The organism is Mesorhizobium denitrificans, assembly GCF_003403035.1.
Lineage (GTDB): Bacteria > Pseudomonadota > Alphaproteobacteria > Rhizobiales > Rhizobiaceae > Mesorhizobium_G > Mesorhizobium_G denitrificans.
In genome coordinates this window covers 130,869-142,637 of record NZ_QURN01000011.1, presented here as the reverse complement: position 1 = coordinate 142,637, position 11,769 = coordinate 130,869, and the positions used below count along the sequence as shown (strand labels likewise).

The 11,769-nt window shown below is 57.8% G+C and carries 12 protein-coding genes; 5 read left to right on the top strand and 7 right to left on the bottom strand.

Features of this window, described 5'->3' with window-relative positions; genetic code table 11:
• Positions 1–98 precede the first annotated feature (98 nt).
• Entirely contained in the window at positions 99–371 is a 273-nt protein-coding gene (locus DY251_RS15035; protein WP_116624761.1) for an usg protein, read from the top strand.
• 34 nt (positions 372–405) lie between these two features.
• Here the strand turns inward: DY251_RS15035 and DY251_RS15030 are convergent, their stop codons facing one another.
• Entirely contained in the window at positions 406–1,068 is a 663-nt protein-coding gene (locus DY251_RS15030) for a YggS family pyridoxal phosphate-dependent enzyme (RefSeq protein WP_116624726.1), read from the bottom strand.
• 122 nt (positions 1,069–1,190) lie between these two features.
• Between DY251_RS15030 and leuS the strand changes: the two genes are divergently transcribed.
• The 4 genes from leuS to DY251_RS15010 all read left to right on the top strand — a co-directional run bounded on the left by leuS (position 1,191) and on the right by DY251_RS15010 (position 5,725).
• Positions 1,191–3,824 (top strand): leucine--tRNA ligase, encoded by a 2,634-nt coding sequence (gene leuS / locus DY251_RS15025; protein WP_116624725.1) that lies wholly within the window; start codon positions 1,191–1,193, stop codon positions 3,822–3,824.
• A gap of 38 nt (positions 3,825–3,862) precedes the next feature.
• Positions 3,863–4,405 (top strand): LPS assembly lipoprotein LptE, encoded by a 543-nt coding sequence (gene lptE, locus DY251_RS15020; RefSeq protein WP_342633572.1) that lies wholly within the window; start codon positions 3,863–3,865, stop codon positions 4,403–4,405.
• A 91-nt stretch (positions 4,406–4,496) separates the two neighbouring features.
• Entirely contained in the window at positions 4,497–4,979 is a 483-nt protein-coding gene (locus DY251_RS15015; protein ID WP_116624723.1) for a tellurite resistance TerB family protein, read from the top strand.
• A complete protein-coding gene (locus DY251_RS15010) occupies positions 4,979–5,725 on the top strand; it encodes a glutamine amidotransferase (protein WP_116624722.1) in 747 nt (248 codons plus the stop codon). Before DY251_RS15015 ends, DY251_RS15010 begins: the two co-directional genes overlap by 1 nt.
• Here DY251_RS15010 and DY251_RS15005 read toward each other — a convergent pair.
• From DY251_RS15005 to DY251_RS14980, 6 genes are all read right to left on the bottom strand, one after another.
• Positions 5,694–6,929: an MFS transporter gene (locus DY251_RS15005; RefSeq protein ID WP_116624721.1), complete on the bottom strand. Its 1,236-nt coding sequence runs from the start codon at positions 6,927–6,929 to the stop codon at positions 5,694–5,696. The two genes, DY251_RS15010 and DY251_RS15005, sit on opposite strands and share 32 nt — an antisense overlap.
• A gap of 53 nt (positions 6,930–6,982) precedes the next feature.
• Positions 6,983–8,038 (bottom strand): sulfate/molybdate ABC transporter ATP-binding protein, encoded by a 1,056-nt coding sequence (locus tag DY251_RS15000; RefSeq protein WP_116624720.1) that lies wholly within the window; start codon positions 8,036–8,038, stop codon positions 6,983–6,985.
• Positions 8,039–8,046: 8 nt separating this feature from the next.
• Complete coding sequence (cysW, locus tag DY251_RS14995) at positions 8,047–8,979, bottom strand: sulfate ABC transporter permease subunit CysW (RefSeq protein ID WP_245415977.1); 933 nt, start codon at positions 8,977–8,979, stop codon at positions 8,047–8,049.
• On the bottom strand, positions 8,963–9,817 hold the full coding sequence (gene cysT, locus DY251_RS14990; RefSeq protein WP_116624719.1) for a sulfate ABC transporter permease subunit CysT: 855 nt from the start codon (positions 9,815–9,817) through the stop codon (positions 8,963–8,965). The genes cysW and cysT overlap by 17 nt, the downstream gene beginning before the upstream one ends.
• A 3-nt stretch (positions 9,818–9,820) precedes the next feature.
• Positions 9,821–10,846, bottom strand: coding sequence for a sulfate ABC transporter substrate-binding protein (locus tag DY251_RS14985; protein ID WP_116624718.1), 1,026 nt, complete (start codon positions 10,844–10,846; stop codon positions 9,821–9,823).
• A gap of 237 nt (positions 10,847–11,083) precedes the next feature.
• Entirely contained in the window at positions 11,084–11,644 is a 561-nt protein-coding gene (locus DY251_RS14980; RefSeq protein WP_281004470.1) for a TetR/AcrR family transcriptional regulator, read from the bottom strand.
• Between the last annotated feature and the right edge of the window lie 125 nt (positions 11,645–11,769).

Here is an 11,769-nt window from a genome sequence, read left to right as displayed (position 1 = left end):
TTTTGACCGCAGCTTAAAATTTAAATGGACGATTCACGAATTGGGGCTCACATTTTAATCGCGGAGGATAGAGCAAACGTCGAGTTAAGGTGGGGCAAATGACGACACATACCGAAATGGATTTGATGCTGCAGGGCTATGGACTGACGACTGCCAAGGTTCTCTACCATTACCCGGATCATCCGCATCTGCTGCAAACTTACATCTGGCAGGATTACGACATCGCGCCGCGCTTCCCGGTCCTGAATCGCTTTATCGAGTTCTGGCGTACGAAGCTGGAAGGACCGCTTCATTCGGTCATCTACACGCACCGCCGCTTGATCGCGCCGAATGAATGGCGAAACGTGAACGGCGAATATCTGGTAAACTGACTGCACCACTCCCAAGGGCGGCGCGATCTATCGATCAACGGCTTCCGAAGATTGCGCTGCCCACGCGAACGCTGGTCGCGCCGAAGGCAATTGCCGTTTCGTAGTCGCCAGACATGCCCATCGACAGCTTTTGCACACCGGCCGCGCGTGCAATTTTCGCCAGCAACGCAAAATGCGGACCGGGGTTTTCCTGCGCCGGCGGAATGCACATCAGCCCCTCGATCTGAAGACCGTGCACGTCGCGACACCGCGCGACAAATGCAACAGCTTCTCGCGGACCGATGCCCGCCTTCTGCTCTTCAAGACCGGTATTTACCTGCACATACAGACGCGGCGCGCGTTCCTGTTTGGCAATTTCCTTTGCCAGCTCAGCGGCGATCTTCTCGCGGTCTACCGTTTCGATCACGTCGAAAAGTGCCACGGCTTCCTTTGCCTTGTTGGATTGCAGTGGGCCGATCAGATGCAGTTCCACATCCGGAAACTCCGCCTTAAGCTCCGGCCACTTGCCCTGCGCTTCCTGTACGCGGTTTTCGCCGAACACACGCTGACCAGCCGCTAGCACTGGCCGAATAGCATCTGCATCGAAGGTTTTGGACACCGTAACCAGTTGCACACTGCCTGCTGCGCGGCGCGCAAGACCCTCAGCGTTGGCAATTTTCGCCCTCACGGCTTCGAGTTGCTGAACGGCGTCAGTCATACCAAATATTCCCGGCAACGGCGGTTAAGGTTGACGCTCGGACCAAAGCGTGGTGAAGACCCGGACCGAACTTGGCCGCAACAAGCGGCCTGATGTCTGTCCTTTTATGTAAATTTCCGGCCATGGCAACCGAACGATACAATCCGCGCGCATCCGAACCGAAATGGCAGAAGGCCTGGGCCGAAGCCAAACTGTTCGAAACTGACAACAAGAATCCGCGCCCGAAATACTACGTGCTTGAGATGTTCCCGTATCCGTCGGGCCGCATCCATATGGGCCATGTGCGCAATTATGCGATGGGCGACGTCGTTGCGCGCTATCGTCGCGCCAATGGCTTCAACGTACTGCATCCGATGGGTTGGGACGCGTTCGGTCTGCCTGCCGAGAACGCTGCACGCGATAACAAGGTCAATCCGCGCGATTGGACCTATGCGAATATCGCCACCATGCGCAGCCAGTTGAAGACGATGGGCCTTTCGTTGGATTGGGCGCGCGAAATCGCGACCTGCGATCCCAGCTATTACAAGCATCAGCAGAAGATGTTCCTGGACTTCTGGAAAAGCGGGCTGGTGGAGCGCAAATCCGCAAAGGTCAATTGGGACCCGGTCGATATGACAGTGCTCGCGAATGAGCAGGTTATCGACGGCAAGGGTTGGCGTTCCGGTGCGCCAGTCGAACAGCGCGACCTGACGCAATGGTTCTTCAAGATCACCTCCATGAGCCAGGACTTGCTGGACAGTCTGGACACGCTGGACCGCTGGCCGGAAAAGGTGAAGCTGATGCAGGCCAACTGGATTGGCCGCTCCGAAGGCTTGCTCATCCGCTGGCCGCTGGCAAAAGACACTGCACCGCAGGGCGAAAGCGAACTGGAAGTATACACGACTCGTCCGGACACGATTTTCGGCGCCTCCTTCATGGCGATTGCGGCGGACCATGCGCTCGCTCGAAAGGCAGCTGCGAACAATCCTGCGCTGGCGGCCTTCATTGATGAGATCAAGCATGGCGGCACGTCAGTCGCCGAGATCGAAACTGCCGAGAAGAAAGGTTTCGACACGGGCATCCGTGTCGTGCACCCATTCGACCCGTCCTGGACGCTGCCGGTCTATGTCGCCAATTTCGTTTTGATGGACTACGGCACGGGCGCGATTTTCGGCTGCCCATCAGGCGACCAGCGCGACCTCGACTTCGCCAACAAATATGGTCTGCCGGTTGTCCCGGTGGTTATGCCGGAAGGTGCGGATGCCGCGTCCTTCCAGATCACCGAAACGGCCTACACAGATGACGGCGTGATGATCAATTCGCGCTTCCTGGATGGCATGAAGCCGACCGAGGCGTTCAACGTGGTCGCTGACCGACTGGCCGCAATCTCCATTGGCAATCGCCCGATGGCAGAGCGCAAGGTGCAGTTCCGCTTGCGCGACTGGCTGATTTCGCGCCAGCGCTATTGGGGTTGCCCCATTCCGGTCATTCATTGCGATCATTGCGGCTCTATCCCGGTTCCGACGAACCAGTTGCCGGTTGAATTGCCGCAGGATGTCAGCTTCGACAAGCCCGGCAATCCGCTGGATCATCATCCGACATGGAAGCACGTAAATTGCCCGCAATGCGGCAAGCCTGCACGCCGTGATACGGACACTATGGATACCTTCGTGGATTCGTCCTGGTATTTCGCGCGCTTCACTGATCCGTGGAATGAAGCGGAGCCGACAACGCTCTCCGTGGTCGATGGCAAGAACGGCTGGCTGCCGGTCAATCAATATATTGGTGGCATTGAGCACGCGATTCTGCACCTGCTCTATTCGCGCTTTTTCACGCGCGCCATGAAAGTTACCGGGCATCTGAACGAGGTCGCGGAGCCGTTCGAGGGCCTTTTCACGCAGGGTATGGTCGTTCACGAAACCTATCGTGGCCCGAATGGCTGGGTAACACCTGCCGAGATCAAGATCGAGGAAACCGAAGGCACGCGCCGTGCGACCATGCTTTCGGATGGTGCTCCGGTTGAAATCGGCGCAATCGAAAAGATGTCGAAGTCCAAGAAGAACGTGGTCGATCCCGACGATATTCTCGCAAGCTATGGCGCAGATACTGCCCGCTTCTTTATGCTGTCCGACTCGCCGCCGGAACGTGATGTGATCTGGACAGAAGCTGGCGTCGAGGGCGCCCATCGCTTCGTACAGCGCATCTGGCGTCTGGTTTCCGAAGCTGGCGAACATTTGCAAGGCGTAGCGCCTGCTTCCGGCACCGAAGGTGACGCGCTGACGATTTCGAAAGCCGCGCACAAGACCGTCAAGCTGGTGGGCGAGGACATTGAAAAGTTGGCCTTCAACAAGGCCGTCGCGCGGCTTTATGAGTTTGCGAATGTTCTGCAGCCCGCGCTGGCCGATATTGCCGCCGGAAAGGCTGACAGCACCCTGCGCGCTGCCTGCCGTCAGGCGCTCGAAATGCTGTGCGTGTTGATTGCACCGATGATGCCGCATCTGGCCGAAGAGTGCTGGGCGGCACTGGGCGGCGAAGAGTTTGTCGCGAGCCAGTCATGGCCTGCATTCGATCCTGCGCTTACGGTAGACAACGAAATCGTCTATCCGATTCAGATCAATGGCAAGAAGCGCGGCGAATTGACAATTGCCCGCGACGCAGACCAAGCTGCCGTCGAAAAGGCTGCTTTGGCGCTCGACGCAGTCATAAAGGCACTTGACGGCAAGCCGCCGCGCAAGGTCATTGTGGTTCCGCAGCGGATCGTCAACGTCGTCGCCTGATTATTTTCGGCGCGTCGGCACAGCGAATGAGGAAAGTCTTGTTCAGATCGAAACGTGCCGTTCCGCTCGCAGCAATCGCCATGTCGGTGGCGATGTTGTCAGCCTGCACTGTCCGCCCGCTCTATTCCGATAGCGCGCCCGCCGCCGCTGGCGTTTCCTCCAGCATGCGCGCCGAGTTGTCATCCATTGCGATCAAGCCTGTGCCCACGCGCTACGGGCAGGAAGTTCGCAACCGCCTTATCTTCCTGTTCGCTGGTGGACAGGGCGAACCGGCGAGCCCGCGCTATTCTCTTGATCTTCGCGTAACCTCAATTCGCGAAACGGCGGCGACGCGCCAGATAACGCGCGGCGAAAACGAACCGACCGCCGCAACCATCACAATGCGCGCCAGCTATGTGCTGACGCGAAACGACGATGGCGCTGTGGTCAGCCAGGGCAACCGCCAGATCATGTCGTCATTCGACGTGCCGCGCCAGTCATTTGGCGAGATGCGAGCGGAGATCGACGCACAGAACCGCGCGGCGCGCGAGCTTGCACAATTGCTGCAGCTTGCCATCGCGCAGGACCTCACGCGCGGATAACATAATTGCGATTCGGTACGTTTCGTGAATTGACGGAACGCTGCGTGGATGTTTTGCGTTTTGAAAGTTCGAGTTTGTGGCGGGTCGAACAATGCTTGAGCGCGTACTCTCATTTCTGAAAGAACTTCCGTCCAGCGGCGCGGCAGGCAGCGCGCGCGAAGACGATCCGCGTATAGCGGCGGCGGCCCTGCTCTATCATGTTATGGATGCCGACGGCCTCCGGCAGGACGTCGAGTGGGATCGGATGAAGGCGCTTCTGGGCGACGAATATGACATCGACGGCGACGAATTGGACCGGCTGGTCAAGGCCGGGCAGAATGCAGATGCCGAAGCGGTGGACCTATATGCTTTCACAAGCGTCCTGAAACGGCATCTGGACGAGCAGCAGCGCATCCATTTCATTCGCATGATGTGGGATGTTGTTTATGCGGATGGTGAAGTCCATGAACTTGAGGATAATACGTTGTGGCGTGTGGCCGAATTGATTGGCGTCACCAGCCGTGACAGAATCGCACAACGCAAGGAGGCTGCGCGCGATGTGCCCGCGGCCAAGGGAACGCCGACCGAAGAATAATGGCACAGCCACGTCCTCGCATTCTCGTTGTCCTTCATCAGGAAACTTCCAGTCCCGGGCGCGTAGGGCATCTGCTCCTGCAAGAGGGCTTCGAGCTTGATATTCGCCGCCCGCCGCTCGGCGAAGCATTGCCGCAAACGCTTGAACAACATGCGGGCGTCGTGATGTTCGGCGGCCCGATGTCGGCCAATGATTCCGACGAATTTGTAAAGCGCGAGACGGATTGGCTCTCCGTACCGCTGAAGGAAGACAAGCCGTTTCTGGGCATCTGCCTCGGCGCGCAAATGCTGGTCAATCATCTTGGCGGTAAGGTCGAAGGTCATTGCGACGGCCTTGTCGAGATCGGCTGGTATCCCTTGCAGGCCACGAATGAAGGCAAAGACCTCATGGCTTGGCCGGAAATGGTCTATCAGTTCCATCGGGAAGGCTTTTCGCTTCCGTCAGGCGCCACCCTGCTCGCCACCGCCGACGCCTATCCAAATCAGGCGTTCCGCTATGGCAAAAACGCGTGGGGCATCCAGTTTCATGCGGAGCTAACGCGCGTGATGATGCATCGCTGGGTGGTGCGGGGCGCGCATCGCTTCGAACTGCCGGGCGCACAGCCGGGTCAAGACCATCTCGGCGGGCGCATGGTGTGGGATATGCACCTAAAGCGCTGGCTCGTAGAGTTTCTGGAGCTGGTTTTCGGAACGCCCGCCCGCAAGCCGAAAGCGATCAGCTACGCCGGTCGAGGTGCCGCACTTTAGCGAGCGCCGGGAACAGCAGAAACCACAGTCCTGCCACACCCATCGCACCAATTCCGCCAACGACCACCGCGGCAACGGGACCGATAAACGCCGCCATCGTTCCGGCACGAAATTCGCCAAGCTCATTTGATGCGCCCACAAACACCATGTTCACGGCATTGACGCGGCCACGCACCTCGTCTGGGGTCCAAAGCTGAATCAGCGTTTCGCGAACATAGACGCTGAACATGTCTGAAGCGCCCAGCATCGCCAGCGCCAAGATTGAGAGCCAGGGAATTGTCGAAACGCCGAAAAGAACGGTAAATGCGCCAAACAGCCCGACAAAAAAGAGCATGACCGCGCCTGCATGGTTCTTGATTGGGTGAGATGTAAGCCAAAGCGCCACCGCAATGGCTCCAATGCCGGGAGCCCCACGCAACAGGCCCAGCCCCCACGGTCCCAATTGCAGAACGTCGCGCGCATAGACTGGCAGCAGCGCGACAGCGCCCGAAAGCAGAACCGCAAAAAGATCCAGCGAAATAGCGCCGAGCACGACCTTTTCGCTCCATATGTAGCGGAACCCGGCAAACAGCGTATGGAGCGTGGGCTTGTCGGTTTCGCTGCGCTGGTTCGGCTTTGGAATGGAAAGCACCAGCAATCCGGCTACCGCCATGAAAAATGCCGCCGTACCATAAGCTGCAAGCGCAGAGACGCCATAGAGCAACCCACCGGCGACAGGCCCGACGATTGTCGCGGTCTGCCATGCCGATGATGTCCACGCGATCGCATTGGCGAAATCCTTCTGCGGCACGAGATTGGCAACGAGAGAAGCTGCCGATGGCCCAAAGAAGGCCCTCGCGACGCCAAACACGGCCAACACAACGAACACCGGCAGCGGGCTGGTCAATCCATGCCATGTCAGCAGCAGAATCGCGAGAGCACAGGCCGCCTCCAGCAACGCCGAAAGACCCATGATAAGCCTGCGCCCGAAACGGTCGGCAATAACGCCCGTCACCAGCACCAGCAGCAGCGAAGGCAGAAACTGGACAATCCCGACAATGCCAAGATCGAACGGATTGCGCGTCAGATCATAAATCTGCCAGCCAACGGCAACTGAGAGAATTTGCGTGCAAAAAGTTGCAAGAAAGCGTGCAAGCCAAAAACGCAGGAAAGGCCCGTGCCGGAATGCGGCATAGCGATCTTCAGAGGCGTGGGGAGGAGACATGTCCGTCAATTGGCATGGCGTCCAACTTCACGCCAGCCCTTTCTTGAACTGGACTAAGCCGTCGAATCCTGTGCGTCCGGGAAAACCTTCCACCGCGTCGGACGGAAAGCGATGCGCGAGCGCTCGGCTGCCACATGCTCAATCGGCAACTCTATTTCCACGCGATGTTGCGAACCGCCAACCTCCAGCTCGACACGACGCGTTCCCGCCACGCGCCTGCTGGTCGCGACCGTTCCGGCAATGCACCCGCCGCAACCGTCCAGCAAAGTGATGTCATGCGGCCTGAAATAGAGCGATGCGTTTCCATCAGGAACGTCATTCACCTGCAGGCCAACCGTACGATCCGCAAGCCAGATTTCACCGTTCTCGACACGCACGGGCAGGGTGGAAGAGTCTCCGATGAAGCCATAGACGAACGGCGAGTTTGGCCGGTCATAGGCATCGTCAGCGGTCCCGACCTGCTCAATTCGTCCCTGGCTCATCACGACCACACGGTCGGCGAGTTCAAGCGCTTCTTCCTGATCATGCGTCACGAATACTGTGGTGTGTCCGGTCGTATCGTGGATTTCCCGCAGCCAACGGCGCAGTTCACGCCGCACCTGCGCGTCCAGCGCACCAAACGGTTCGTCCAGCAAAAGAACGCGCGGCTCGATGGCCATTGCGCGCGCCAGTGCCACACGCTGCCTCTGCCCACCTGAAAGCTGGTTCGGATAGCGGTTTTCGAGGCCGGAAAGCTGCACAAGATCGAGCAATTCCAGCGCCCGCTTGCGAATTTGCTCATTAGGCGGCCGGTCATTGCCTTTGCGCACTTTCAGCCCGAAGCCGATATTTTCGGCGACAGTCATGTGCCTGAACAGCGCATAGTGCTGGAACACGAAACCGACATTGCGCTCCTGCACGCTCTTTAGCGAGGCGTCCTCCGGCCCGAAATAGATCGAGCCATCTGTCGGCGTTTCCAGGCCAGCGATCAGCCGCAGAAGCGTTGTCTTGCCGGAGCCGGATGGCCCCAGCAACGCGATCAACTCGCCCGAATGGATATCCAACGAAACGTTGTGCAACGCCGGAAAGCGGTCGAATTCCTTGCGCACATTTCGGATTGATACGTCCATGTCAGGTCCTAATGCTTCGCGGATGCGGCGATTTCATCGCCATAGCGATATTCGAGAATTGATTTCAGCACGAGCGTGACGAGAGCCAACCCGGCCAGCAGCGTCGCCACGGCAAAGGCGGCGACGAAATTATATTCGTTGTAAAGAATCTCGACATGCAGCGGCATGGTGTTGGTTAGGCCGCGAATATGGCCTGAAACTACGGACACAGCACCGAACTCGCCCATTGCGCGCGCATTGCAGAGCAGCACGCCATAGAGCAATCCCCATTTGATATTGGGCAGCGTGACATACCAGAATGTCTGCCAACCGGACGCGCCGAGCGAAAGCGCCGCTTCCTCCTCGCTGGTCCCTTGTTCCTGCATCAGCGGTATCAATTCGCGCGCCACGAACGGAAAGGTAACAAACATGGTCGCCAGCACGATGCCCGGCAGCGCGAACAATATCTCAATGCCGTAGCTCTTGAGCCAAGGCCCAAGCGCGCTCCCCGCGCCGAAGAGCAGAACATAAACCAGACCGGAAATGACGGGCGACACCGAGAACGGCAAGTCGATCAGCGTGGTCAAAAACGCCTTTCCCTTGAACTCGAACTTGGCAATCGCCCAAGCCGCCACCACGCCGAACACCAGATTGAGCGGCACGGCGATTGCCGCGACCGTCAGCGTCAGGCGAATTGCCGAGAATGTGTCTGGATCATTCAGCGACAGGAAAAATTCCGCCGGCCCCTTGCGAAAGGCTTCAACGAAAACCGCGAGCAGCGGCAGCAGAAGCACCAGTGCCAGAAAAGCCAGTGCCAGGCCCGTTAGCGCCACCTTTGCGCCGAAGCTTTCGCTGACGGGGTTCGGCCTCTTGCCATCGCGCGGCTTGATCTTCTCTGCACGACCTGCCGAAAGATCATCAGCCACAGACATGTGATGCGTCGCCTCAAGCACCATAGCCATACCTCCGACGGCTCCAGGTCTGAACCAGATTGATGGCAAACAGCATGAAGAACGAGATCACCAGCATGATGGCCGCTATTGCGGTCGCGCCCGCATAGTTGAATTCCTCCAACCGGATCACAATCAGCAGCGGCGCGATTTCCGAGACATAGGGAATGTTACCCGCGATGAAGATAACCGACCCATACTCACCGACAGCCCGCGCAAAAGAGAGCGCAAATCCGGTCAGGATGGCCGGCATCAGCCCCGGCAAGATAACTCGTCGCACGGTTTGCAGACGCGTCGCACCAAGTGTCGCGGCAGCTTCTTCCACGTCGCGGTCAATTTCCTCCATCACCGGCTGCACCGTGCGCACAACGAATGGCAATCCGACGAAGATCAGGGCAACGATGATACCCAGCGGCGTAAACGCGACCTTGATTCCCAAAGGCGCAAGCAGACTGCCAACCCAGCCATTCGGCGCATAGATGGCAGCAAGCGCGATACCCGCCACTGCCGTCGGCAGGGCGAAAGGCAAATCCACTGCCGCATCGATCAAGCGTCTTCCAGGAAAGCGGTAGCGAACCAGCACCCAAGCAACGAGCGTGCCGAAAACTACGTTTACGATAGCCGCAATCAGCGATGCGCCGAACGAAATCTCCAGCGCCTTCAATGTGCGTTCGTCGGTTGCGAGCGCCCAGAATCCAGACCAGCCCAGCGCGGCCGCGCGCAGGGCTATGCCGCTCAGCGGTATGAGCACAATCAGACTGAGATAAGCGATCGTAAAGCCGAGCGCCGGCCCGAAACCCGGGATGACGCTCGGCTGTCTGAATCGCCACCGAGTGGGGGCGTATGTCATTCGTCAGTTCGTTGGTTTGTAGAGTTGATCGAACACGCCGCCATCACCGAAATGATAGGGCTGCGCCTTTGCCCAGCCGCCGAAAATCGGGTCGTCAATCGTGACCAGTTCCAACTTCGGAAGCTTCTGCAATTCTTCGGCTGGAACGACCGCAGGATTGGACGGACGATAATAATGCTTCGCCGCAATCTTCTGCCCTTCATCCGAATAGAGATAGTTCAGATAGGCCTCCGCAACTTTTCGCGTTCCCTTGGCATCGACATTGCCATCCACCAGCGCTACAGGCGGCTCCGCCAGAATTGAGCTTGGCGGAGCCACAATGTCGAATTGGTCGGCCCCAAATTCGGCCCCAGCCAGCGCAGCCTCATTTTCCCAGGCCAGCAAGACATCGCCAAGCTGCCGCTGTGCAAATGTCGTCAGCGATCCGCGTGCCCCCGTATCCAGAACGGGCACATGTTTGAAAAGCTCGGCAACATAGGCGCGGACCTTTTCTTCATTCCCGCCATATTGCTTGTAGGCCCAAGCCCAGGCCGCCAGATAGTTCCAGCGAGCGCCGCCGGAAGTCTTCGGGTTCGGCGTAATAACCTGCACGCCGTCCTTCACCAGATCACCCCAATCCTTGATGTCCTTGGGGTTGCCCTTACGGACGAGAAAAACAATGGTCGATGTGTAGGGAGCGGAGTTGTTCGGCAGGCGTTTGCGCCAATCCGGCGGGATCTTGCCCGTCTTTTCCGCAATCGCGTTGATGTCGCTTTCAAGCGCCAGCGTCACGACATCCGCGTCCAGGCCATCGATAACCGCACGTGCCTGTTTGCCCGAGCCACCGTGCGATGTCTGGATCGTCACTGTCTCGCCGGTGTCGGCTTTCCACTTGGCGGCAAAGGCCGCATTGAAGTCCTTGTACAACTCGCGAGTCGGATCATACGAAACATTCAGAAGGGTCGTATCTGCGAATGCCATGCCCAGCCCACCGAACTGTACGGAGCTTGCCAGCAGCGCAGATAATAGAAAATTCCGTTTGGTGAACATCGAATTGCCTCCTAGAACTCACATTACCCTAGCGAGGTAATCGTGATTATGGCTCGCAACTTTGTTCCAAGCTTCCGCCAATGCCGGAAATCAAAATCCAAATTTCAGCAAGTGCCGAAAGCTACATTCGTCAACGAACGAGATCTAGCTCTTGAGAGCTACTTCATCGCCTCACCAAACGTTAACGTGTTTTACATTTTGTGCAAGCGCTAGCTGACCGGACTGGCTACTGCCGTATCACTTGTAAGAATAACCGCAGTCCTTGGCCCGCATCCGCATGGCTTTGAGCGCGCGCTCCTGTTCTTCTTTTGACAGCACATCCAGATCGAAGAGCCGCAAGGAACGAAGTCCTTCCAGAGCCAGATAAATCAGCAGCACATCGTCTGCGCTTTTTGCGCCTGCCTGCAGACGGTCAAGCAGCCTTCGCTGAAATTCTTTCACGGGTTTCAAAAAATCCGGGTCTTCCGCAATGGCCGCAAGCACACCGGCAGCTCCGGGTATTGGCTTTGCGCACTCTTCGCCCGTCACGGAAACAAACGCAGACAGAAGATTCCCGCTATTTCTGGCCGTATCCTCCAAATCTGCCTCGACACGAGCGACAAAAGTCTCAACCATCGCGCGCATCAGCGCCGCTTTGCTAGGAAAATGATAGAGCAGCCCACCCTTGGAAACACCTGCGCGAGCTGCAACGGCATCAAGCGAAAGATTCGCCGCCCCATTCTCATGGGAAATCTCGACGGCGGCAGCAAGAATCTTGTCCCGGGCCGTAATCTTGGGTTGGCAAAGTGGAGACATCATATCAACAGCATACGTTATGTCAGCATTACCGTCCAGACGGTACAGTAACGATTGCCATTTATTCAATCACCGTTTATATGAACCGTCTTTAGAGTCTATCGAAGATAATACCCAAGCCCAAGAAT